Source organism: Wolbachia endosymbiont of Drosophila willistoni, assembly GCF_040084705.1.
In the GTDB taxonomy this organism is placed as follows: Bacteria; Pseudomonadota; Alphaproteobacteria; order Rickettsiales; family Anaplasmataceae; genus Wolbachia; species Wolbachia pipientis.
This window is the reverse complement of record NZ_CP157591.1, coordinates 665,246-690,159: the sequence shown is the minus strand read 5'-3', so window position 1 is coordinate 690,159 and position 24,914 is coordinate 665,246. Positions and strand designations below refer to the sequence as shown.

Below are 24,914 nucleotides of genomic sequence, written 5' to 3'. Positions count from 1 at the left end.
ACCCCTAAAAATACCTAACAATAGAACCTATTTACCTTTCATGACTTCTTGCAAGATCCGCTTCTGCATATGGCCCAAACAACCATCTTATTTGACGACATAAATGCGAATCTCCAAACACAAGAGCACTAGGCCTAGACCCTTTCTTATCTTTCTTCTTATAGTCCGCTCCTTTTTCCAAAAGAAGCTTCACTGCGTGATAATTATTCATAAAACAAGCAGAGTGCAGTGCAGTACGACCTTCAATAGGATCAACAGAATTCATATATTCCACCAGCCCATCTTTTCCTTCTTTTGCTTCCACGTGCTTTAACAAGAGTTCTGTAACTCTATAGCTTTCTGGTCCTTGTCCTAGTACAGACAAAGTCAATGCGGACATACCTTTATCAGTAAACTTTTTGTAATCTGCACCTTTCTCCAACAAAAACGCTACACTTTCATAATTATTTTCTCCTACAGCAAAGATCAACGGTGTTCTACCATTGGGACTACAATCATCAATACTAGCACCAAAGCCTAATGCAAACTCTATCATGCTAGGATTATCTGACATTGCAGCAGTCCTCAAAAGGTTGTAGCCGTTTACCACCACATCAGTACTAGCACCATGTTGAATGAGAGTCTTGGCAACATCTACATGTCCATTCATTGCCGCATAGCAAAGTGGTGTACTACCACAAAGTGCAGGATCATCACTTTCAATTTTAAAGTTAACATTTGCTCCTTTTGATAGGAGGTATTCCACAATTGAGTAATGACCTCCGCCAGCAGCTTGATACAGAGCAGTATACCCATCATCATCAATGGAATTTACATCTATATCGTCGTCTTCGATGAAAGACTTAACGCTATCTATATCGCCAATCGCAGCAGAGTTTACAAGATATTGAACATATCTAACTTTTTTATCAGAATCCATAACATACTACTCCATTTATTACATAACCACTCTCACTTGTAAGAAAAGTTATCACTAACATATAGCTTGCTAATTGTAACAGAAAAAAAATTCAATATACAACTCTCCAGTAAAAAATATTTTTCAACTTATACGCAATTACCCACTAAAGAGAGATTCATCCAAGAAGACAATATTCAAGACGGGCAAAATAAAAAATCAAAGTTGCAATGAAATAGGATAACTTTTGAAACGTATCGCCTTGATTTAGCAATATATAATATTAAAAATTTAAATAATACAACCACTTCTAACACCAAAAAACCAAAGGTTGTGAGAAGTGTTCGTTTTGGAATGGATTGGACTACCGCTAGATCCGTGCGAACTTTTATTTATAATAATTTTACTATATCGCAAAGTCAGCTATTTTAGCCTACTTTTGCCACATTTAGGTACGAACTGATTTGCCTAACTTTGTTGTAACAATTTTACGCTTTTATTTTTGAAACACCCCTTTTACGTAAAAAGCTCTCACAAATATACGTACTATTTTATGTTTTTAGAAAAAGTCAATAATTAGATTTTTTGTGATGCTAATTGGCTTACATTTTTATTGAAAATATTTTTTAAAAAAGTGGTTGACTTATAGTTTAGCTGTCTTATGCTAGCATTAGCATGTTTATTATGTAATGTTTATATGTTACATGATAGTATTAATATGGAGGGTAAAATGGACTTTTCTCAATATGTCGAAGGTGACGCTTTAGCATTATCTCACACCACAATAAATACAAGCGAATTGGTAATCTTTTTACGGAGTAGGACATACATTACAAAGCTTTCTTTACGGTATTGCAATATTGATGACACAGATGCAGAGGTCTTAGCTGGTGGGAATCTTTCACATCTTACTTTACTTAACTTAAGTAGTAACAATATTGGTGACAGAGGTGCAGAGAACTTAGCTAAAGATAATCTTTTAAATCTTACTTCACTTGACTTACAGTTTAACAAAATTAGTGACGGAGGTGCAGAGGCCTTAGCTGACGGTAATCTTTCAAATCTTACTTCACTTAACTTACAGTCTAACAATATTGGTGACGGAGGTGCAGAGGCCTTAGCTGATGGTAATCTTTCAAATCTTACTTCACTTAACTTACAGTCTAACAATATTGGTGACGGAGGTGCAGAGGCCTTAGCTAATGGGAATCTTTCAAATCTTACTTCACTTAACTTAAGTGGTAACAATATTGGTGACGAAGGTGCAGAGGCCTTAGCTAACAGTAAGCTTTTAGGTTGTACTAAAATTAACTTAGATGGTAACAATATTGGTGACAAAGGTGTAGAGGCCTTAGCTAACAGTAAGCTTTTAGGTTATACTAAAATTAACTTAGATGGTAATATTGGTGGCCAAGGTCCAAATGGCTTAGTAGAGTTCTTAGCTGGCGGTAAGGCTTTAACTCTTGCTTTACTTAACTCAGATGGTAACAATATTAGTAACAATATGAAGGACTTAGTTAACGTACCAAGAAATAGACAGGGATGGACTTCTTTACATTATGCTGTTAAAAATGGCAATGTAGGTAAAATAAATGATCTAATAAAAGGAGGAAAAAATGTTGATGCACAAGATGAACAGGGATGGACTCCTTTACATTTGGCTGCTACCGGAAGTTATACAAAGGTAGTAAATGCTCAAATGTACGGGGATGATATTCATGCTAGAGAAACCGGAAGTGAGGAACCTATATATATTAAAGCATGCAAAAATATTATAGAGTCTTTCCTAGACAAACTATTAAACATTAAAGTAGTAGGAGCTTTAATAAAAGGAAAAGCAGAGATTAATGCAAAAGATAATCAGGGAATGGCTCCTTTACATTGGGCTGTTAAAGTTGGTCATATAAATGTAGTAAATGGTCTAATAAAAGGAAAAGCAGAGATTAATGCAAAAGATAATCAGGGAAGGACTCCTTTACATTGGGCTGCTAGCAAAGGTGGTATAGAGGTAGTAAATGCTCTAATAGAAAAAGGGGCAGATGTTAATGCAGTGAATAAGTATGGAGATGCACCTCTGCGTTTTGCTGCTCGAGATGGCCATATAGATATAGTGAAAGCTCTAATACAAGGAGGTGCTAATGTTAACGCAAGAAATAGTGACGGTACTCCATTACATACAGCTTATGGCCATGAAGAGATAGTAAAACTTCTAATAGAAAAAGGGGCAGATGTTAATGCAGTGAATAGTAATGGAGATACACCTCTGCGTTTTGCTGATCGAAATGGCCATATAGATACAGTGAAAGCTCTAATAAATTACGTAACAAAACTAGAAGCTGCTGATCTGTATGTTAGTCAAAAGAACTTAGAAGAAAAGAATAGATTGATAGGTGATTTGCACGATCTACACAGTAGTTATCCACAACATCTTCAAAACTGTAAAAAAGAAGTCAAAAAGATTGAAAAAGAAAGTCAGGAACTACATTCCTTTTTGAAAAAAAGTGATATTAATGAACTAATTAGTGTGTGGGAAAGGAATGCAGACATACAGAATCAGATTGATAATCACGATAACCTAAAAGAGCAATATCCAGAATACGCTCATATTTTAATTAATAAAGCTAATGAAGTGAAAAAAGAAATTTTTCTGCACAATCATAAGCCGCTAATTGATGCTTTATCAGCACATTATAAATGTGATATAAAAACAATGACATTTGCTGGTATAGAAAACTTTTTTAAAGTTGTTCACAGGGATGATTTTAAAGAAAAGCTAGGAAATGGAGGAATAACTCTGAAAAACTTTGTAGATTTAAAAAATGTTGAAAAGAGAGATGATGTTCCTAAGTTAGGAGTAATTGCATTTAAGCATGGGTGTCAATTAAGTGAACCAAGGGTAACAAGAGTAATTGATCAGGCTCTTTCTCTCTAATAGGATCATTGAGCAAACTGTGGGTTCATGGTAGGAAAAAATTGACCTTACCCAAGAGAAGAAGAAAGAAAAATTTTCATAATAAAAGTGTTTTTTTAGAAGGAGCAGTAATGACACAAGGAAATTGGGACTCTGACAAAAATTTTGCAGGGTAGCTTGTTATATAGCTAAAAAGAACCAAATAGCAGGTTCACAATGTCAGTGAAGTTTATGAAGTTAGAATGGGTATAGAAGGAAAGAAAACACAGATCTCTAAAAAATATCAAAGTTAGAAAAATTATTCTTGCATTAGTTTTTATTTGTGCTATGTGCTGTACATAATATCTTTGTAGAATGGGGGGAGTATGTTAATTAGAGATATTTTAAGGCCTGAGCAGGTTTTTAGTGGAGCAGAAATAAGCGAAAAAAAAGAGCTATTAAAAAAGCTAGAAGAGAAATCAAATACTCGACAAGGGCAGTCAGAAATAGGCGGATCGTTTGATGATCAATATGAGTTGATTATAGAATATCTGTTGCAGATTCCACCATCTAATGATCGGTTAGAAATTTTACGGAAGCAAGGACATTCACAGAGTGACATAGATGAAATGTTTAGTCAGGGGGATTCTTGGTATACTCAATCAACCATATCGTCATTTCGAAGTTATAATAGTCCACCGTCTTTAATGGATAGTAAATATTCACTGAGTAAACAGGTATCTGTTTGGTCCGCTTTAGATCATAATCTCACAGAAAGTCAAAAGAAGTTAAACATAGAGTTACTAAATGTTTTAAAGTATCTAGAATGGCATGATGAAGGTGCTCTTTTTGATTATGATAATGGTCAGGTCGATGAGCTTGAAGAATTTTTAAAAAATAATAGAGGCAATCCAGATCTAAAAGCCGTTCTAAATGTCAAAAGAGGAGAATCTGGGTCAACAGTATTGCATGCGATTGCGGGAGCTCATATAGGTGCATCTTACCGTCAAGAAGACCGACCTATAAATTTACTCTTAGAAGCAGGAGCCAGTCCAAATATACAGGATGATAAAGGAGAAACACCTTTGCATCGCGCTTCTGCTATGGGCTATGATAAAAATATATATTCTCTCTTAAGGGGAAATGCTGACCCCAATATATGTGATGGACAAGGGAAAACTCCACAACAAACTGCAGTTGATAATCATAATTACCATGTTGAAAGGTGTTTTTTTACTGACAATCAAAAAAAGTTGCGAAAAGAATTAAATAATATACTTAATGAACATCGCTACAAAGAAGGCAATTTAGGCTATATTGTTACACTCACTCTATTTCAGTTTCTCGAAGATCTAGAGGAGTTTTTACATGAACATAAGAATAATAAAGACCTAAAAGTAGTTTTAAATACTCGGGACATAGCAGGAAAGTCAGAAGTGCTGGAACATGTAAAAAATGCTTTTTCCGGCTTTCAAGCTGCTGATGAAATAAAGAAATTACTTTTGGAAGCGGGAGCAAAAGAGTTCACGTATGAAAGGAAAAAATGCTTACCTAAATCTGGGGTTTTGTGGGGTAATATAATACCAGCTCAGAAGGAAAAGCTAAGTAGATCCTTAGGTATTTTATCTGAAATTCAAGACATAAATCAATTGGAAAAATTCGTGAAGATAGCTATCAAGTCTGGAGTGCGACTTAATTATCGTTTCACCGTTCCTTCACCTTTTGAAGGTTATAGTTTCACAGATTATGTGATAAAAAGAATTAGTGAATTAGAAAAGTATCCTAAAGTTGCTAGTGGTATAATATGTCAATTGGTATCAAAAGGAGCAGTGTTTGGTAGCCCAGAGAGCATTGATGTAATTGATGAACTGGGATTAGAATGCAAAGATCACAAAGCCAATATGATAAAAGCTTTTGAAGGTTACATTAATGATGCCCATAGGTTTATTAAAGTTGCGAAAAGTGCAACCACTAGTAAATTGAATGATATAGCAATAGGTAATACTACTCTTTACTTAGAATATTCGGAGGAGAGCAAAATAGATATTGCAAAGATCACCGATGGAGCGAGAAGTTTATGGTTAACTCATGAAAATGCAGGATATGAAAGAAATATAGTAAAGATTGGTGAAAGTGAGGTGGAAATTATAACGCAAAATGGTAAAAGGCATTACACAGACCTTACAGCCAATAGTAATATAGCATTGATTTTCTGTACCTCTTTTGGAGAATTAGAAGTTAGATTGTATTCTGATAAGCAAAATGAAAACAGGATTAGGGTAGAAGCAAGAGATCAAGGGATGTTGAAAAAATTAAAAGATTGTGGAGAAGAAATAGGAAAAAATTGCTCACTTGGTTATCACTCAGTTTATGATGCTATTGAACGTGGGTACTTCGAAAAGCCTGCTCCATCTTCAAGAATTGTCCAGGAAGAAAAATTACAAAATGGTAAATGGGCAGATCAAGTACGATATACAAGAAAAAATGGAGCACAAATTGGATAGTACTAAGCTTTGTAGACAAAAACGTTGGTATGGTTTTTACTGCTTCAAAAAGGTTTTACTTTATTTTTTTTATTTTAATAATAATATTTTTAGGAGGGTTTATGCACACATCTAAACTTACTGCAGCAGAGAAAGATTTAAATAGCAAGCTATTTTATGCTGTAGAACAAAATAACCTTGATAAGGTTAAAGAGCTTATTAGAAATGGGGCTGATATTCATGCTAGAGAAATTAGTAGTAAAAAAGCTATACACATTGCTGTTAAGAAAGGGAACAAAAATATCGTAGAGTTTTTCTTAAATGAAGGGATAAGCGTTAACGATACCAATAACAGCGGTTGGACACCTCTACACTATGCTGCCTTTGGTGGTGAGTTGGAAATAGCAAAACTTTTGGTTGCTGATGGGGCTAATGTTCGTGCTGAAAACGCTTATGGTCAAAAGCCTATAGATTTAATTCATTATGGTAAAGATGATGGATATAAAGGCATTATGGAACTTCTTCTAAATAAAGGAGGAGGAAAGGTTAATGATATTGATAAAGAGGGTTGGACACTCCTACACTATGCTGCCTTTAATGGTAATTTGGAAACTGTAAAGTTTTTAATTGACAAAGGAGCTAGCATTCATACTAAAAACAATGGACGTGAAACGCCTTTAGATCTCGCTAGAGAAGGAGGAAGTACGGAAGTTGTAAATATGTTAAGCAGTATAAATACAAAAGTGACAGATGTATCGGTATCTCAACTCTCTATACCAAGAAAAAGGACTGTATGAATTGATATAAGCAAAAAAGGGAGGATGTTTCTATAGGTTATACACGTCAAGTTATTGTTAAAAATAGCAGCAGGACTAACGGAGGTAATTCTTAGTTAATAGTTTAAGAAATCTTCTAAAGAAGTTATCTTGTTGTTTATGATTTTTTGAGCATAGCCTTTTATGCTAGATTCAAAGAAGACTGAATAGGCTGCTCCACACTTTCCACTTTTTCTAGCTTTGTGCTGGGCTTTAGCACATTATACAACGCAAAGCTCAGACACACCAATCCAGCTATTCCCACAACCGCTGCTATTACAGGCATTTTCATGATATACAATGCAACACCGCTTGCCAATAACACTGCACCAACAACACCAGCTACAATTGGTTGAATTGCCTTTTTTGATGATTTTTCGTCTACAGAATTTCCTTTACTATCAAAATATAGTTCAGTTGGAGATGGGATATCAGGCTCTTCTTCTGTTAAAGCATTTTGAGCTTTCTCACTGGTTTCAAATATTAGCTCGCTATCTTTATTAATATCTCCACGCAATTGAGCTGTAGCTTTACTTTCCCATGTTAAATTATCTGTCAACTTCTCTCTTGATTCTGTATCAGTTTTGATTAATTTTCTTTTATGCTTTATTTCTGTTAATGATTTTCCGTTCTCAGCACTTCTAGATTTGCTATGAGAGCACGATTGCGTTTGATCTCTTTTCACAACTTCAGTAAAAGTGGTTGTAGAAATACTGGAACTTTGTGTCTGATCTATATCATCTTTTGTTAAAATATTTTTAGCTTCTTCACTGCTTGCAAGCATAGGTTCATGTATTTCAAGATCTTCACAGTCTTTATTGATATCTTCACAGCTAGTTTCAGCATTACCACTTACAGGTTTAACTTCTATATTAAGACTTTCTTTAAATTCCTTGAGAGTTGCTACAATTTCTTTACAATTTTGTTTATTAGCATAATCAATTAGTGTATAGCTTATCTTCTGGCTATTTGCTTTTTCTTTTATCATTTTCTGGTCGAGGATTTCTTTCAAAATACCGTTTTCTTTAGAAACTTCTAAAACTGCCCTAACAGCTTTGCTATTTTTCTCTGAAATACAGTATGCTAGTACCGTGTAGGTTGTTTTTTGAACACCCAGAATTTCTCCGGTTAATTCGTCATTCAGAAGATCTTTTAAAAATTTTCGTTTTGCTGCTTCTTGTAAAAACGTCTCAAAAGCTTGATTATTCTTAAGAGATATAGCATAACACGGTAGCGTAAATACTCCTTTCCTCCCTTCTTCACTATAAGGTATTTTTGTTGTTAAAATTTTCTGTAATGTATCATCATTAAATTTTTCAGCAATGCTATTCTCATTTTTCGTCCTTCTCCAGAACATAAAGGACTTTTTTTTCCCTAGATTTTCTATTTCTTGCTTCAGAGTATCAAACTTACCTTTCTCTTTTTCTGTTAATCCACATAATTTATCAGTACGCTCTTTTTTCTTTACTGGCATAGTATTTCCCTTCGTATAATGTTTGTTTTATAAGTTAGTTGCGTTAATAACGTATTAATTGTGTGATTTTTAAGACGCTAATTTGTAAAATTTTTCCATTTGCTCACTCCATAGCATCGGTATTTCCCTTAAATCAACTAACCGCAAATTACTCGGTTGTCTCCCATTTACTATGTCTTCTTTGATCTTTGGTGCTAAATAATTTAATCTTAAAATTTGTTATATACGTCTTGTACCTATATTAATTTTAATGCTCAGCTCTTTCACACTTCTATATTTTCCTTCCTCTAGTTGACGTTTCCAAAGATGGGCTCTTACCACTGCTTTCAGTAGCGCATTGTTTGTTTTTCCTTCTGGTTCCACTACTGTGCATTTGTTTCCTTTCTTCTTTAAATTCATTGGTATAAATTTTTCCTCTGACTCAGAACACACCTCTATTCCATCTTCTCTTACCCACACTGTTTTTATTAATTTCTTCACTGCTTCTTTCTGTTTTCCAAAACTTAAATTTTCCCATTTTTCTTTTTTTGCCCCTTTTTCCCAATTCTCATATAAGCATTCCGCTCTCTTCATTACTTCTTTTTCCACTTCTCCGGCTACTACTGTTCGGTTCATCGACTTGCAACCTTTTCCTCTTAAATGGTTATTGCATATATAATATCGATACCTTTTATTTTCTTTTTTTGAGTATGTCAGCGTCATGTTTACTTTGCAGCATCTGCATCTTATCATCCCCTTTAGTAGCGCCTCTTCATATTTTTTGCCTCGATATGGCTGATTCTTTATTAATTCCTGTGCCTTTTGCCATTTTTCTTCTTCTATTATTGCCTCATGCTTTCCTTTATACTGCTTCTCATAATGCCGTATTTTTCCCATATATATCGGATTTGTTATTATTCTCCTCACTGTGGCCTTTTTAAAGATATCTGATTTTGCTTTCGTTCGATATCCTTCTCTGTTTAACTCTCTTGCCAATTCTGCCATTGATCTCAGCTCCATATATCTCTCAAATATATGCTTTATTACTTTTGCTTCTTTTTCATTTATTATTAATTCCTTCTCTTTTACATCATACCCTAGTGGCACATTCCCTCCCATCCATAATCCTTCCTCTTTCGATGTTGCTATTTTATTTTTTACTCTCTCTACTATCATTTCTCTTTCTAGCTGTGCCGCTCCTGATAACACTGTTTGTACAAATTTTCCCATTGGTGTGTTGTTATCAAATATTTGCGTCACTGCTACAAAACTTATCCGGTGCCTTCTAAAAAATGACGTTACTTCTATGCAATCCTTCGTTTCCCTTGATAACCTGTCCAACGTGTATACTACCACGCAGTCTACCTCTCCGGCTTTTACATCTTCAAATAATTCCTTTATCGCTGGTCTATTTAAATTACTTCCTGAATAGCCTCCATCATCATACCTTTTGGCTAATGCTACCCACCCTTCTCGGCTTTTTATATATTTTTTACATGCTACTCGCTGTGCATCAAGACTATTAAACTTCTGCTCTAGCCCGTCTTCATTTGATTTTCTCGTATATATCGCACACCTTACCTCTTTTAGCATTCTCAACTTACCTTTTTATCACGCATCCCAAATAATAAAGGACCGTTGTAGCTCATTCCCATTATTTTTCCGGCTACCGCTGATAATGACGTAAAAAATTCTTCTCTGTAGATTAAACCCTTATCTGTTACCATCACTGCATGCGTTTCTTCACCTCTTTCTAATATCAACTCCGTTCCTACTGCTGGCAGTTTATCGCTACTTATCCTTTTTCCCTGTTCTAGCCGATCTGCCAGGTATTTTAGTCTTTTTGCTCCTTTTCTTGATATTTCTCCATACGCTTTCTCCTGCAACCTATACGCCAATCTTGGTATCAAATATTTCTTTGAGTTTCTAGGCGCTTCTTCCACAAAGACCTTCCTCCATATTTTTCTCAGCTCTTCCAACGCTTTTTTCTCTAAATTCAATACTTTCTTTTCTATTCCTTCCATCCTAGCTTCTGAATTTAAAAAAAAGTTGCGGCTCATAGCACTTTTTCATCCATAGTTTCTAGCTCTTTCACCTCTTCTTTTGCTACTATCACACCTGCTGCTGTACTTTCCGATATAACTCTTATTCTTTCTATAAATTCCCTCTGTTTATTTGCCATTTTTACGTTCTCTAACACTTCTTTTATCTCTTTATTATTTCTCACATAATCCATTGGGGTCTTGCCAAATTTATCTTTTTGTTCCACATTCCCTCCCGCTTTTACTAGCTCTTCTACTATTTTTATCTCTGCTACCATGCACGCAAGGTGTAACGCGGCAAATTTGCTACTTCGTTCCACTGCGTTTACATCGACTCCTGCCTTTATCAGCTCTTTTGTATTTTCTAGACGTTGCCCCATCACTGCTAGGTGTAGTGGTCTATATTTCCCGGCATCTGCTGCATCTACATCTGCTCCCTTTTTGATTAATAATTTCACTTTTTTCGGATCTGGCATTCCCACCGCGTAATGTAGTATCGTCCTTCCTTTTGTGTCTTTTTTGTTAATATTTTCTATTGAGTTATCTAATACTTCTTTCCACGACTTATTAAATTCTTCTCTTTCTTTCTTACTAAATTTTACCATAAGTTCCTCAGCTATTAATGCAATATAAAGTGGCTCCAATTTGGCTCACTTTAGCGCTTAGCAAACTTTGTTTGTTTACCAGCTACTTTTTCACTTAGTGCTGTTTTGGCATAAAAAGCAAGTTTTTTTTACAAAATATACACATTTTTTCAGCATATTATATTAAGATATAAATCTATATATTTAATCTGTTAAATAATAGCAATTCCTCTCCTGCTGTTGCCAGCTTTTCTCTTCTATTTTTTCCATATATTTAGCCTCTTATTTCCTCACAAAAAGTCTGCAAACATCTACAGCCCTTTCCTCCACATCATTTAGCTTCTTTCCACCATTTACCACCTGCTTTTCCGATACCTTACTTATTTTTTCCATTAACTCCCTCTGTTTGTTCACTATTTTTCCTCCTTTTTTCTTTAATACCTCCCTTGTCTCTTCATCACTTGCGTAATACATTGGGCTAAATCCTGATATACTTACCAGGTTTATTTCTGCCCCTGCTTTTATTAACTCTTCTACTATCTTTTTTCCACCTACCATACACGCTAGATGTAGTGCCGTATTTCCATCTTCTTCGGTTGCGTTTATATCTGCTCTGGCTTCTATTAATTCTTTTACGTTTTCCAGACGCATTCCAAGCGCTGCTGAGTGCAGTGGTGTATAACCTTCGTTATCTCTTGCATCTACATCTGCTCCTTCCCATATCAGCCAGTTTACTTTTTTTCTCGTCGACATTTTTGCTGCTCGGTGCAACATTGTTTCACCGTTTTCATTTTTTCTATTTATATGCTTTTTAGACAATTTGCCTGCAAGCAACTCTTGAAATAATTCATTAAAATCATCCCTTTCTTCTTGACTAATCCACATGATGTACCTCACTATAAAACTTCCTAACTTCTAGCGTTTGGTAAATCTTTTTTGTTTACCTACACCTACCTAATTTATAGCTGTTTTGGCATGGAAAAGCAACTTCTTTTTTTCAAAAAACACACATTTTACCGAATATTAATGTAGTGTATGAAGATATAAGTATATGTATTTAACTCATTAAACATACGACCTGTTTTTCTTCCCAACTTCTGTTCAAATGTCGATGTTCGTGCCATGTTAGTACACCTGGGTAAAACACTAAAATGTACCTTTCTAACTCATGTATTGAATCCTTTTGCTCTGAATCTAAATCGCTTTCAAAATGAACATTGTGTTCTGCTAAACCAAATCTTATAACTTTCTGGTTGGTAAAATCTTCTACCTTGTAGTGGTGAGTAACGCTAAACCTTTCTAAAACTGGTTTATATTTTAAATTCCACAGTTGTTCAGATAGTTTGCTACTTCCCAATAAAAATTTATCCCCTTCCTCTTCTATACTAGTAACCGGAAAACATGCGTTTATTTCCCCTAAGTTCCAGCTATCTGATAATACTATTTGTGCCTCAGCAAACTTAATTGCCGGTAATAAGCTCTGTGGTAGCGGATATAGCGCTTTGAAGTTATACCACACATGATTCCTTTCATAAATACCGTTATAGTTCTTAGTATGAGGCTCGGTTTCTCCAAGTATTGCTACATCTAGGCGATATATATCATTGCTCAAAGCTTGTTCATAATGATTGCGTAGATAGTTCTCTATAATCCTAACAACTGGACCACTAGACCTGAAAAAATTTACTCTCCCAAATGATAACACTGGTCCATCTTTTTCGATCTTTGTACCAGAGTAGTCTGATAATAAGCTGCCAAAAAAGCTTTCATCTAAAATAAATCTTCCAATATTATAGTGGTCATTGAAAAGCCTCATTAGCCTCGATCTTGCTGGCAATGATAGTTTTGCTAGTTCTACTACTGCATCCACGAAGAAGTCGTTCGGAACATCTCTTATCCCTACCTGCAACTCAAAAAGTGTTTACCGGGTGGCTCTTCAATGATCGTAATATCTTCTATATTTGCCCACTTTAATGCTATTTTCAGTGAGGCAGGTGTGCCACGCAGTCTTTGAAATTTTATTCCTTCTCTTATCGCCTTTCCTTTGTCTTTTACCCAACGCAGAATTTCCCCCAATCCATATTCTTCTATTATCCACGGTAGTATTTCATCTTTAGAATTAAACTTAAATCCTTTTATCCTGCTTGGATCAACTTTGTAATCGATAGCCTCTACTATGGCTCTTTCTTCTTTTGTGCTATTAGGTGGAAGTAACATTAGCTTTTGCCCATTAATTCGATTTCTAGCTTGCCTAAACAAACGCACTCATTCCCCAGTACCACACATCTTTTCTTGGCTCTATTAATTCCACGTTTTCTACCCCTTCTACAAATAGATTTGCTATGATCCATGATTTTGTCACCTTCCATCCCAATCTTTTCGTTGCTTCAAATTTTTCGATAAATTTCTTCTTCACCGTTTCAATAATATCCGGTCTTTTAATGCTAATTTTGCTGTGGATATCTATTTCAATAATATTGCAACCAACTACTGTTATCGTATCTGTCAATACCCTTATATCATCCCTGGTGACTCGCTTTCTTACAATATCAAGTAGTTCTTCAGATGCTATGCCATTTGTGGATAACTCCGTGGATAAAATCGAGATCTCTACACTCCCTGGCACTTTTGATTCAACCAGCGCATCCTTTACTCTTCTATCTGCTGAGAGTGCATGATATCGATAATGTTCTTTACTTCCTCCAGTTGACCAGCCTTTTATTTTTGCCTTGATTCTTTTTCTAAATCGTTCATCTTCTTCTCCATCTTGCCTCTCTGCTCCATAAAACTCAGCTAAATTATCAAGTTCTTCCCCTCTTGCAAACTTCAGTAAGTTGCTCCTTGCCGCTTCGTTTATTCTTTCTCTCAGCAAAAGTTCTCGCCATGCTGCTACCTCTAAAATCTTTATTGCTGGGTCACTTTCTACTAATGCCGTAAAACTTTCATCACGACTTACTAATTCTTCTTTCATCCGGGAAAAAATCTCTTCAAAGTTCAGTGGTTCGATAATATTTGGCTGCTCCATCTCTATACCATAATCCCATCAAAATGAATATTTTTCCCATTTGGTAGATAAATACCATCTAATGAAATATTGACCTTTCCTTCTTTGACTTCTGTAATTTTTACTTTTTCTAACTTAAATCTTTGCTCCAACTTTTGTAGAGCTTCTGCTACTGCTGCATAGATTTCCAAAGTTAAATCCCTATTAATTGGCTTATCTACTAATTCAAGTAGTCTTGACCCATAATCCCTTCGCATAACACGTGATCCTATCGGCGTGGTCAGTATGTCAACTATCGATTGCTTTAGATGGTTTAATCCTTCCAATTCCTTTCCCGTGCTAGCATTCATGCCTCTCATTCTGCAAATACATTTTTGCTATCACCCATCACATGAAAACCACACGATACCAAGTCACCTGTTCTTGTTATGCCAATATCATTAACAAATACGCTATTTGATCCCTGAGTTAGTTTCTCCCCTAGAGTTAAGATATCTCCTTTTCGACACACAGATCTACCGTTTACAAAAACATCGCTGCTTCCACTCATACAAACATGTGCTGGTATTCCACTGCAATAATCCCCTATACAAACCACAGCTTTAGCCATACTTAATTAAGGTCGATTCTCTTTGCTTTGAGTTTTATGCCTCTCTTGGTAATCTTCATACTTGATTCTCCTACTTTCAACGTTATTTTATCCACTACATCTATCTTAAGATGGTGCTTTTCTTGCTCATATGATAACTTTGTCCCATCTTGAAATTTTACACTATTCATTTCCTTTTTATTCTCCGGAGGGGGATATTTCTCCTGATATATTGCTGGTAATACTACCCCTAATGACAACTCTCCATATGGCGATAATACTATTACTTGCTCATCAATATTCGGCGCAAACCAACTTCTATCTTCTCCTGCTCTTGCCGTTACCCACGGAAGCCAATCCGTTAAAAATTCCCCTATTTTTACCCGCACTCTTGCTTTTTCATAATCTACTTCTTTAACTAGACCTATACGAATAATGTTCGCTAACTTCCTATTCAGCTCTGAAATTGCAAAATTATGCTCTAACATTTTCGCCAACACTTATTGTATGTGGTATGATACCAGTTTCTAACCACATTGATTGACCTGTATGTAGCTCGTGAACCCATTCGACCAACCACACCAAATATGCATCCAACTCTGGTTTAAAATCATCCCCTCCTGCTGATATAAATTCACCTGCTGAAACATTTTCCACGTCCCAAGTATTCTTATTCACTACCCTTGCAATTTCCGCTGCCAGTGACCTTACCACTACCTGAGAATCCTCAACTGTTCCATCAACTACCACTCTTACCTCAAATCTTGCCCCCAACGCTAATTCCTCAGTCCCCGGATCTTTCCCTGGTTCTAAACTTGCAAGCTCTACAAATGCTGCTGGCGCTATTATTTCCCTACGTATTGCTGGATACATTTCGCACGTTTGTATTGCTGGGATTTCTTCTTTTAGCGTTTTACAAATCTTCTGATGTAGATCTCTCCAAAACATACGCTCTTAAATAAAATTAAGTTCATGGTCAAAATACTTCTCAAATACTCTCTCTACTTCATTAGAGACTAACTCTTTCATTGTTTCCCGAGCATGGGTATTTATTTTAATTTCATCTATTGGCAAAGACGTGGTATACCTTCGTCTGAAGATTCCTATATGACCATTTTTCATTGTTGCTATAAATGCTCCTTCATACGTACGGCTTCCTACTTTTGCTCCTATCTTTGTCTGTTTTATACTCCCAAGTTTTGCTACTCCTATCCACTGCGAACTGAGCTTTACTACTGACCATAAGCGCTTTCTATTTGCTTTATCCACACTTAACTTTTTTCTCATTGCTTTTTTTGGTATTTGTTTTTCTTCGCTAACTTGTTTGACAGTTTGTGACCTTACCCATAGTGCTGTTTTGTTTAGTGCCCTCACCGTTGCTTTTTCCACTTTTTTCCTTTCAGCATCTATACTTTGTATAATACTACCGGTGACTTCGATGTTAATACGCATCTACACCCCTGACGCTTGAATTTTCCATAGCATTCCCGAATTGTCCCTAAGTGGTGGTGAATATACTTTGTACTTACGCTTATCAATAATAAAGATATCTCCTTGTATCTTGTCAAAAGCATCTGATGTTTTAAGCTTAAGCATTAGGTGGAGAAGGGAAGAACTTTGAATATCTCCTTGTATCTTGTCAAAAGCATCTGATGTTTTAAGCTTAAGCATTAGGTGGAGAAGGGAAGAACTTTGAATATCTCCTTAGATATAAAATCTGTGTGGTAGACAAGAGTTCCCTTCTCAAAAGTATAGGCTGAACGGTATCGTAGAAAGACCTAAATGGTTATAATTCTGTATCCACAAGGTTAGCCTTACTTTTCATTTTAATAGTAACGTATGGAGTTATATATGATCAACAACTTTTTGGGTATAGACATATCAAAAGATCGCTTTGATGTTTCTCTTTCATTCATAAGCAACAAAGGAAAACGTGAAACCAGGAAAAGGAGTTTCAAGAATAATGATCATGGGTTTCAAGGTTTACTGAGCTTTCTACAAAAGCATAATGTAGAACAAGTAAAAGCCTGCATGGAAGCTACTGGTTGTTATAGTGAAGCCTTAGCTGAATTTCTACACAATACTGGACATTTTGTGAGTGTTGTTAATCCAGCTTGTATAAGATTTTATGCAAAAAGTAAGCTTATACGACAAAAGAATGATCAGACTGATGCAGAGATAATTGCCGATTATTGCCAAAGACAGGAACCTATTCGTTGGGCACCACCTTCTCCTGAGTTAAAGAAATTAAAGCATCTTTATCGTTGCTCGGCTGCGTTAAAAGATGAATTGACATTAGTAAATAACCACTTAGAAAAAAAAGAGAGACTGCCTAAAGAAGTTGCAAATGCTTGGGAAGACCTTGCAATGAACATAAAACAAAAAATAGAAAGAATAAAAAACTCCTTACGTGAACTATTAAATAAACACAAAGAATTGTTGGAAAATTTTCAACTTCTATTGACCATTCCAGGAATAGGAGAAGAATCAGCAGTAGCTATTTTGGCTGAAGTTCCTAACATAAAAGCTTTCAAGGATGCCAGGCAATTGGCAGCATATGCTGGAGCTATACCACGAAATATAACGTCAGGTACGTCTGTACATGCCAAGCCCAGATTAAGTAAATCCGGTTCACGAACATTATGTAAGGCAATGTACTTTCCTGCCATAGTAGCTAAGAATCATAATCCTACTATTATGACTTTTTGCAAAAGGTTAAAAGAGAAAGGCAAGCATAACATGGCCATTGTGGGAGCTGCAATGCGTAAGTTACTCCATATTGTTTTTGGTGTTTTAAGGTCAAAGAAGGCTTTTGATCCAGATCATATCAAAAACTACAGAGCTAGGAGTTTGGCTGAAAGTTTAGTGCTTTAAAATCAAAAAACGCTCCAATTATGTAAAATAGTATCTTACACAAATTTTGTAACTGGTTAGTGAATATGTTGATAAGTAAATTAATTTTATACGTACAAAAAAGCGGAAATTTACTTATCAACATATTCACTAACTATAATCTGTGTACCGTTACACAAAATGTGAATTGGAAGTATTTTTTAATTTTATGATACAGCTTGAACAATTTTTGTAATTTTTTTGTTGACTTGCAAGACGGTATCTACTACTGGCTGCAATACATCGAATATACTCACCTCCAAAATCAATATCTCCCCTACAAATTGTCCTTCACCAATCTCGTATAATTTATCTGGCTGTTGTTTTAATATTTGCACCATATATGACTTATCCTTTGATTCATACAACGCTTGCTGCCCTAGATGTGCAAAACAATCTGCAAATAATCTTTTAATATCTCTAAACATAATTTTTTAGTTGCTTTTTATTCTTTAGTTGATATAATGCTTCCTGTTCGGGGTATTAAAAACAATCTGCACTTAGCTTTACCTCACCTGTTATGCAGCAAGTTTTACAAGTATACCTGGGCGATGGCACATTGGTAGAGGGTTTGATTGGGTATGAAGGTCAGTCCCTCTATCAAATCTTCTTGGCTCTTGTTTTGCATAGAGCGGTTGTCCTAGTGTATTTACCGTTTCATTAAAGTCCGCTGGCGCAAAGTAAGTAGTAAATGTGCTTGCTGTACCAAGTGGAAAACAGTGACCTGTATCTTTCTCAATAAATCTTCTCACGGTTCCTTCAGGATCAGTTGCTTGTCCTCTGTATTCCTCAAATGTTATTCCACAAAACGTAAATCCTGATCTCATATCATTCCGAAGCGCTGCTCCTTCTTGCCATCTTTCATATGCTTCTTTTACTTTACTATGCGAAGTTAATGCATCAAAAAATTCAGGGCTTACCAAAGCATGTACTCCTGTCATATATTCACCACTTAGATTATCTTCTATATGCCGGAGTACTTCCATACACTTACGCTTTACATCTGTTGTTGCTATTCCCAGTGCAAAATTTACTACTTTTGGCGTAATTTCAAATTCGTTGTAAAGATTTAACAATTCACTGCCATCAGCGTCCAGAATAATCCCTTTCAACGCCCCCATTCGCAAATGTTCTAACGTTATCGCGTGCTTGTTCCTCATCAATTCCAGATGATCTGTTACCACGTTAGCCAACGCTTTCAGTTCATTCTCTGACCCAAATGCCCTTATCCCTTGCACTTCCTCAGGTAACACTACGTCATCATGGGGAATATGTGGTATCGTAAACGTTCTTATTTTTCGTTTTCCACGTTTTCCCACTGTTGCTGGTGCTCCGGGAACTTGCGTTGGTAATAGGCTCAAAACACCGTTTTGCTCTTCTATCGTAATATGTCGGAATCTTACCGATCTACTTGGAAATAAATTTAAGCTTTCTGTTCGACCATAATTTATCGGCAATATGTTTATTGCTTTAGTTAATTCCGTCATACTAAATGCTGAATTTGTAAATGGATTTTGCATGTTTTTTCCCCTTTAATGCTGTAGATGTTTGTTGGCTTTTAAGCCCTTTGCGAATGATTAAGATGTTTGCTGGGCTTCTAAACCCCTTTGCGGATAATGATGCCTCGTGCTTCAAGTTGCTTTATTGCTGCAGCTTTCTGCTCTTCTGTTATATTTGCTGGCCACACAACTGCATGATCTGCTAGCATTGCTATACGTGTAATGATTACTGCTTTGGTATTTTCTTTCACGTTTACATCACTTGCTATCACTCCTATAGCTGTTTGCGTACCATCTGTTGCAGTTGGATTGATAATCTTAATTACATTATCTTCAATATTACAGCCAACTACAGTACCCAAGCTTAGGTTTTGCCCCTTTGCTACTGTTATTTGGTCTCTTGAGTATAGATTTGATGCCTCATACTTTAATAGGTCACCAAGGTTATTTTGTTCGGTTATACAACTCATAAATGTTTCTCCTATGATTGTTGTCAATAAGAAATTTCATATTTTGTAAAATCTTTGAAAATCCAGTTGTTTTTAAGAGTATAGAAAATAATTGTGAGAAACTTCCTAGCAGTAGCAATAATAGCCTTAGCAGAACCACGCTTTTTTTCACACGCTCGTAAAAACTTTTCAGATAAGGACTATAACGTATAGCAATCCAAGTACACTGTACTAAAGAAGTACGCCCAATTTTTGATCCACGTTTAGTAATTCTTCCAATTGTGCATTGTTGATTGGATTGAGAAACTCGCGGTACAACTCCAAAATAAGCTGTAAGTTTTTCAGGATTACTAAAATCATTAATATCACCAATTGTTGCAACAAAAACTGCTGCAGAAATCGCACCAATACCTTTAATGCTGATGAGATTATTAAATCCAGGAAGCTGCTGAGCAAAAGCTATAATTTCCTTTTCAAGTTTTTTGAGACTTTCTCGAATGACTTCCAGATTACTGCTAATCACTTCAATCTCAACCTTTTCCAAGTGACTCCAATCATGTTTACCAAGAGAGCATTCAAATCCCGCTTTGATTGTCAGTACTTCCTTTTTAATCTTTATTCCGTGGTAATTGAAAAGTCCATGTATTTTATTGATTAAAGATACCCGTGATTTTACTAACTGATCTCTTGTTTTAAGAAGAGAAGCTAACTGTTGGCATTGTTTGCTCTTGCATTTTGCTTCAGGCAACATATCTTTGCTGAGAAAAAAAGCAATAGCTCTTGCATCATGTTTATCTGTTTTGTTCACAGAACGACGAATAACTTCAAATTGCAAGGGAGCAACCACAACAACGCGCTTAACGTAAGGTGACACTTCATCATAAAAGAAACAGCTATTTCCCGTTGCCTCTAAGGCTACTTCATCTGTTTCTTGAAGATTTTTGATAAAATTACCTAAATCCTGTAAGCGAAACGTTTTAATATACTCTGGTTTTTCCTGTTCTAAGTAGCAAGCAGTGAAACTATTAGTATGTAAATCAACACCTATGTAACGCATAAATCTTCTCCCTTATTGAATACTCCAACATATCAGAGTAGAATATTACCGGTTGGTCCATTCTCCTATACGCGGTCACTAAATTTTATAGGCCGCACGATGGTTTTCGGTGGCAGGGGCGATTAATCTCCTTCACGAGGTCTTTTTCCTATACTGCAAAAAGCAGAAAGGGCCTCACAAACATTTTCAATCTGCCACCTATCCACTCTGAGAAGGTATTATCTTCTCATGCTTCCAACCAAGCAATAACTATTCATACCATCTCCTTAATTGTTTTACCGCCGCTTTTGTTAGTGTTATATACGGCGGTTACAAGATTTGTTTACCGCGGTGTTTAAAGTTGCTATACGTCGCGGTGAAAACTTTATAATTGGCTATTCTGGCGGACTTGTTTACCGCGGCATTTGTAATTGCTGGTACCTAAATTTCTCAAATGCCAGATTGCGCTCGAGTTCTTGCTACCTGCATCATTAAATCTTCTGATGAACTTTGTGGTATTGTGCTCAGTATCTCTGTCTTCTTCGTTCTCTCCGCCAGTATCGACATTAATATCTCTTGGGCTTGTTTTGCGTTTACATCCTGCTCAATAAATTCTCCTATCTTCTCTGGCATCTTTGACAAATTACACAATCTTATTACCTCTAATACTTCCTTGCGGCACCTCTCATAACCTATTCGTTTTGATTCTTCCATTAACTCATCAGCATCGATGGTGTGGCCCTTATAGTTAAATTCAGCTTTACTCATATTGTTTCTCCTATCTATAAATTCAGAATATGTTATCACTTCATCAGCAAGTCCAATCTCTATTGCTTTCTCACCAAAATATAGCCCTGCTTCCGTTGATTTGATTTTTTCCGTGGAAAGATTCCTATTTCTTGCTACAAGCTCGACAAACATCTCATATAGGCGGTCTACTTCATCTTGTAAGCTTTCCACACTTTCTGATGTTATCGGCTCATGCGGATTTAAATCGTTTTTTCTCTTTCCTGCAAATACTGTGGTATATTTTATCCCCTGTTTTTCATCAAACCCACTTTGATCTATATGACTTGCTATTACTCCTATGCTTCCAACTCCTGAAGTCCTCGTTACCAATACTTTTTCAGCACTTGACGCTATTGCATACGCCGCAGAATACGCATCATCATTTGCTATTGCTACGATCTTTTTTAATCCCCTTGCTTCGTAAATAAAATCAGAAAGGTCGAATAAACCGTTTACTTCCCCTCCAGGGCTGTCTATGTCCAAAATTATTGTTTCTACTTCTTCATCTATTAAAGCTTTTTCTATCTCTTCACGTATCTTCTCATATGATGTCATTCCCAACATGTCATCAAAAGCTCCTGGTTTCTTGGTCAAAATTCCATGTACTGGTATTATTGCTATTTTTTCTACGTTGTTTTCTGCAGTGTGTTTTATGTTTTTAAACGTAGGGTGTTTTCCAGCATGTAATGACAATAATTCAAAACTCCTTTGCTCTATCATCATCGGCTTATTCATCCAATTTATTTGTGTCGTCATATGTTTTTAAAATTTTTTATTTGTGTCTGGGGCAATAAAAACCCATTTGTCATAGAAATAGAATTTTATATCATTTCAGCATTAGAATTCACATCAGAATCAAAACTTAAGCCCAGTTCACTCGCACGTCTTTGATCCTCAGCAATTTCTTGGTCTATTTCTTCTACATCATAACCTAGTTCTGAAACCACTTCCGATCGACTCTTAAATCCATTTCTTACTGCCATTTGCTGTGCTTGCTGGTCTTTTAGTGGATCTACGTAAGCACACCCTTGCGGTATCCATTTTACCTCTTTTGCTGTTTCTTTTGCCCAATTTTCACCTATGTCCAGTTCTCCAGAGAGTAGTGCTAATTCTAGCCACCTATTCCATACTGGCCGGCAAAGCTGAAATACTACCACGTTATGCTGTAACATCGCGCACTTCCTACGAAACTCTATTAACCCAGCTCTTATTGATGAATAATTGACACCACTTAGATCTCCTGTTAGCTGCTCGTAAGTTATCCCTGTGCCTACTGCTATTGCCCTAAGCTGCTGTTTCATGAATGCTTCATAACTTCCCCCAACGTCTGATGGTTCCGAGAACTTAATATCTTCTCCGGGATCAAGTAATTGCATAGTCCCAGGTTCTAAGCCAGACAGCGCTACTCCATGTTCATTACTCTCTCCTTCTCCCATGATGTTTGCTTCAGGATCAAGTCTGGTAATAAATCCCGCAAACATTGCTGCAGTCTTTTTTCTGACTAATTCCGCATCATCGTATTGATCAAGTTCATAGAGCTTTAACAGTACACTGGACAACCATGGTACTCCTCGAATCTGCCCAGGTCTTAGTGGTCTATAGATATGTAAAACATCGTTTGCTGGCACTCTAACTGATTCTCCAAACGAGCCTTCACCCGGATGTTCTCGAAAAAGGTAATACGCTTCTCTTTGCCCAAGTCGGTTAAATTCAATCCCGTTTCTAATTACATTACCATTGGCAAGGGTTTGATTGCTCTTATTGTCTAAATGCTCTGACTCAAGTACTTGTAATTGCAACGGCACACAAAGACCATCTTCTCGTTTTCTTGTTCGAAGTCTTACAAAACATTCTCCTCCTTCTATCATGCTCCTACAAACCAAAGCTTGTAACCCATAAAATCACTTACTCCACTACTGTCTGCTTCATCTGTCCATCTCAGCCATAATTCTTGCACTTTTTTCCGAAATTCTCCATCCTTGGCTTTTGATTGCGGTTTTATTCCCGTTCCAACGCAATTACTCACTATCGTATCGATTATGTTTGCCGCATAGGAGTTCTTTCTTACCATGTCACGTGACCGACTACGCAGGTGTTCAAGGCTCTGGGAAAGTAAGCTATTTATACTTCCTACTTCTGGTTGAAAGTGCAATAATCTTCTTCCTGAGCCTGACGCATCCTAGGCTGAGCTCTTGATTTTTGGTTTGCGGAATAATTGTTTGAATGATTTGAGTAACATTTAGACTATTAATTGGGCAATAAATTGTTGCGCTATTTAAAATTACGTCAAGCTGCTGGAGAAAACAAGCTGTTGACATTTTCTATTTATGCAAGAGATTCCTGCACAAATGTCTTTTCTTAATGTTTTAGTAGATCTAATATTGCCTGCTTGTAAATGTTGTCCCTGTGTCCTATTGAAACAATAGTTACTTTACGTTCTGCAGTATTTACACGATAGACGACACGATAATCATCAACTCTTATTCTTCTGTGTCCTTTTAATCTATTACGTAGCAATACACCATTACCAATGGGATCAGTTGCAAGATACTCTCTTATTGCATCTTTAATTTTTGGCTTTATAGCTTCTGGTAAGGAGGGCAAATTCCTTTTAAGAACATGCTTAAGGTATTTTATAGTGTACCGCTTATTTCCAGATGTCTTCACTATCCTCTACTTCTTCTGAATCGTCAGCATCAAGCTCCCTAACAATTTTGGAAAACGCAATGTCTTCTGCTTCAAGCTCAATTGCTTCTTTGATTAGCTTTTCTGTTAATTTTTGAACAGACTGCTTAGTTGCTTTAGCTAGTTCAATAAGATGCTGTGAAGTTTTTGGATTGAAGGTTACATTAACTCTTGAGTTTACCATATGTTTAACCAAACCTAGATGTTACACTAATTATACAGTATCTCTTTTAATTTTTCAATAAGTATTTCTTTATACAATCCCTTTGTTCGTCGAAATCACAACTCTCCTCTTTACGTCCCGGATCTCCTTTAAATACTTAACAATTGGTTAACCAATTTCCTCAGCTTTTTTCCGTTAGGATAATTTTTTCCGCATTCAATTTAAACCATTAGATGTAGTCTCCCTGCCATAACATGCTCTATAGTAACGTCTGTTAAAAACGTACTCACTTGCTCATTAAAGCTTTCTCGATCATAAGGAATATCTTGTCTTCTACCCAATTCTTCTGATGTTCTTCCTCCAGCACTCCTAATAGCACCTTCTAATTCTCTAAATGCATTGTTATTTATTCTCGGCCTTTCATTTATTCTTGGATTATTACCTTGACTGTCAAACATAATTGCACAATCTAAAGCTGTAAACTGCCTGCCATCAAGAGTCATAATAGTATCATTAATGTGATCTTCTCCTAATTGATTGACAATCTCTAATGCCCTTGTATTACTACTCCCCAAAGAAATAGACCCCATTTCTTCAAGTAGTTCTCTTTGCAATCTTTCTACATTTCCTATCATGTTACCCC

At 36.1% G+C, this 24,914-nt stretch carries 22 protein-coding genes and 4 pseudogenes; 4 read left to right on the top strand and 22 right to left on the bottom strand.

All coding sequences use genetic code 11. The features are described from left to right. Positions 1 to 31: 31 nt before the first annotated feature. On the bottom strand, positions 32 to 919 hold the full coding sequence (locus ABL518_RS03565; protein ID WP_095742723.1) for an ankyrin repeat domain-containing protein: 888 nt from the start codon (positions 917 to 919) through the stop codon (positions 32 to 34). Between the two features lie 640 nt (positions 920 to 1,559). On the opposite strand from ABL518_RS03565, the gene ABL518_RS03560 reads away from it, so the two are divergent. The 3 genes from ABL518_RS03560 (at position 1,560) to ABL518_RS03550 (ending at position 7,068) form a co-directional block, all read left to right on the top strand. Beyond that, positions 1,560 to 3,830: an ankyrin repeat domain-containing protein gene (locus ABL518_RS03560; RefSeq protein WP_348994350.1), complete on the top strand. Its 2,271-nt coding sequence runs from the start codon at positions 1,560 to 1,562 to the stop codon at positions 3,828 to 3,830. A 344-nt stretch (positions 3,831 to 4,174) separates the two neighbouring features. After that, positions 4,175 to 6,292: an ankyrin repeat domain-containing protein gene (locus ABL518_RS03555; RefSeq protein ID WP_095742725.1), complete on the top strand. Its 2,118-nt coding sequence runs from the start codon at positions 4,175 to 4,177 to the stop codon at positions 6,290 to 6,292. 101 nt (positions 6,293 to 6,393) lie between these two features. Continuing rightward, positions 6,394 to 7,068: an ankyrin repeat domain-containing protein gene (locus tag ABL518_RS03550; protein WP_245683383.1), complete on the top strand. Its 675-nt coding sequence runs from the start codon at positions 6,394 to 6,396 to the stop codon at positions 7,066 to 7,068. A gap of 160 nt (positions 7,069 to 7,228) precedes the next feature. On the opposite strand, the gene ABL518_RS03545 is transcribed toward ABL518_RS03550, so the two are convergent. From ABL518_RS03545 to ABL518_RS03490, 12 genes and pseudogenes are all read right to left on the bottom strand, one after another. After that, positions 7,229 to 8,560, bottom strand: a complete 1,332-nt coding sequence (locus ABL518_RS03545) for a hypothetical protein (RefSeq protein ID WP_348994349.1) — start codon at positions 8,558 to 8,560, stop codon at positions 7,229 to 7,231. Positions 8,561 to 8,629: 69 nt separating this feature from the next. Beyond that, positions 8,630 to 10,132 (bottom strand): annotated as a pseudogene (locus ABL518_RS03540) (recombinase family protein). Between the two features lie 2 nt (positions 10,133 to 10,134). Then, positions 10,135 to 10,563, bottom strand: coding sequence for a DUF2924 domain-containing protein (locus ABL518_RS03535; protein ID WP_015588926.1), 429 nt, complete (start codon positions 10,561 to 10,563; stop codon positions 10,135 to 10,137). A 32-nt stretch (positions 10,564 to 10,595) separates the two neighbouring features. Continuing rightward, positions 10,596 to 11,186, bottom strand: a complete 591-nt coding sequence (locus ABL518_RS03530; protein WP_095742864.1) for an ankyrin repeat domain-containing protein — start codon at positions 11,184 to 11,186, stop codon at positions 10,596 to 10,598. 261 nt (positions 11,187 to 11,447) lie between these two features. Then, complete coding sequence (locus ABL518_RS03525) at positions 11,448 to 12,050, bottom strand: ankyrin repeat domain-containing protein (RefSeq protein WP_010962484.1); 603 nt, start codon at positions 12,048 to 12,050, stop codon at positions 11,448 to 11,450. A 172-nt stretch (positions 12,051 to 12,222) separates the two neighbouring features. Continuing rightward, a pseudogene (locus ABL518_RS03520) lies at positions 12,223 to 13,382 on the bottom strand (phage tail protein). After that, positions 13,382 to 14,190 (bottom strand): annotated as a pseudogene (locus ABL518_RS03515) (baseplate J/gp47 family protein). The pseudogenes ABL518_RS03520 and ABL518_RS03515 overlap by 1 nt, the downstream one beginning before the upstream one ends. Positions 14,191 to 14,192: 2 nt before the next feature. Further along, positions 14,193 to 14,528: a GPW/gp25 family protein gene (locus ABL518_RS03510; RefSeq protein ID WP_015588922.1), complete on the bottom strand. Its 336-nt coding sequence runs from the start codon at positions 14,526 to 14,528 to the stop codon at positions 14,193 to 14,195. Next, positions 14,525 to 14,779 (bottom strand): PAAR domain-containing protein, encoded by a 255-nt coding sequence (locus tag ABL518_RS03505; protein ID WP_010082109.1) that lies wholly within the window; start codon positions 14,777 to 14,779, stop codon positions 14,525 to 14,527. Before ABL518_RS03505 ends, ABL518_RS03510 begins: the two co-directional genes overlap by 4 nt. A 2-nt stretch (positions 14,780 to 14,781) precedes the next feature. Beyond that, on the bottom strand, positions 14,782 to 15,246 hold the full coding sequence (locus ABL518_RS03500; protein WP_095742726.1) for a phage baseplate assembly protein V: 465 nt from the start codon (positions 15,244 to 15,246) through the stop codon (positions 14,782 to 14,784). Continuing rightward, complete coding sequence (locus tag ABL518_RS03495; RefSeq protein ID WP_095742727.1) at positions 15,233 to 15,706, bottom strand: hypothetical protein; 474 nt, start codon at positions 15,704 to 15,706, stop codon at positions 15,233 to 15,235. Before ABL518_RS03495 ends, ABL518_RS03500 begins: the two co-directional genes overlap by 14 nt. A gap of 6 nt (positions 15,707 to 15,712) precedes the next feature. Continuing rightward, complete coding sequence (locus ABL518_RS03490; protein ID WP_010962479.1) at positions 15,713 to 16,210, bottom strand: phage tail protein; 498 nt, start codon at positions 16,208 to 16,210, stop codon at positions 15,713 to 15,715. Between the two features lie 399 nt (positions 16,211 to 16,609). Here ABL518_RS03490 and ABL518_RS03485 point away from each other — a divergent pair, with 399 nt between their 5' ends. Beyond that, on the top strand, positions 16,610 to 17,632 hold the full coding sequence (locus tag ABL518_RS03485) for an IS110 family transposase (protein WP_070357039.1): 1,023 nt from the start codon (positions 16,610 to 16,612) through the stop codon (positions 17,630 to 17,632). Positions 17,633 to 17,817: 185 nt separating this feature from the next. On the opposite strand, the gene ABL518_RS03480 is transcribed toward ABL518_RS03485, so the two are convergent. From ABL518_RS03480 to ABL518_RS03440, 9 genes and pseudogenes are all read right to left on the bottom strand, one after another. Next, positions 17,818 to 18,078: a hypothetical protein gene (locus tag ABL518_RS03480; RefSeq protein ID WP_010082171.1), complete on the bottom strand. Its 261-nt coding sequence runs from the start codon at positions 18,076 to 18,078 to the stop codon at positions 17,818 to 17,820. A gap of 90 nt (positions 18,079 to 18,168) precedes the next feature. After that, positions 18,169 to 19,170 carry a major capsid protein gene (locus tag ABL518_RS03475; RefSeq protein ID WP_010962476.1) on the bottom strand — a complete coding sequence of 334 codons (1,002 nt, stop codon included), beginning with the start codon at positions 19,168 to 19,170 and terminating at the stop codon, positions 18,169 to 18,171. 77 nt (positions 19,171 to 19,247) lie between these two features. Next, positions 19,248 to 19,619: a head decoration protein gene (locus ABL518_RS03470; RefSeq protein ID WP_070356777.1), complete on the bottom strand. Its 372-nt coding sequence runs from the start codon at positions 19,617 to 19,619 to the stop codon at positions 19,248 to 19,250. Positions 19,620 to 19,642: 23 nt separating this feature from the next. Further along, positions 19,643 to 20,655, bottom strand: a protein-coding gene (locus tag ABL518_RS03465; RefSeq protein WP_348994348.1) for an IS110-like element ISWpi14 family transposase whose coding sequence is annotated in 2 segments (ribosomal slippage) — positions 19,643 to 19,767 and positions 19,767 to 20,655 — 1,014 coding nt in all. Because the reading frame shifts where the segments join, the coding sequence is not laid out codon by codon here. A gap of 429 nt (positions 20,656 to 21,084) precedes the next feature. Beyond that, positions 21,085 to 22,179, bottom strand: coding sequence for a S49 family peptidase (locus tag ABL518_RS03460; RefSeq protein WP_095742729.1), 1,095 nt, complete (start codon positions 22,177 to 22,179; stop codon positions 21,085 to 21,087). A 65-nt stretch (positions 22,180 to 22,244) separates the two neighbouring features. After that, positions 22,245 to 23,662 (bottom strand): annotated as a pseudogene (locus ABL518_RS03455) (phage portal protein). Between the two features lie 119 nt (positions 23,663 to 23,781). After that, positions 23,782 to 24,090 carry a type II toxin-antitoxin system RelE family toxin gene (locus tag ABL518_RS03450; protein ID WP_010082196.1) on the bottom strand — a complete coding sequence of 103 codons (309 nt, stop codon included), beginning with the start codon at positions 24,088 to 24,090 and terminating at the stop codon, positions 23,782 to 23,784. Further along, entirely contained in the window at positions 24,071 to 24,292 is a 222-nt protein-coding gene (locus tag ABL518_RS03445; RefSeq protein WP_010082195.1) for a hypothetical protein, read from the bottom strand. The genes ABL518_RS03450 and ABL518_RS03445 overlap by 20 nt, the downstream gene beginning before the upstream one ends. Before the next feature lie 200 nt (positions 24,293 to 24,492). Further along, positions 24,493 to 24,906, bottom strand: a complete 414-nt coding sequence (locus ABL518_RS03440; protein ID WP_010082194.1) for a hypothetical protein — start codon at positions 24,904 to 24,906, stop codon at positions 24,493 to 24,495. Positions 24,907 to 24,914: the final 8 nt, after the last annotated feature.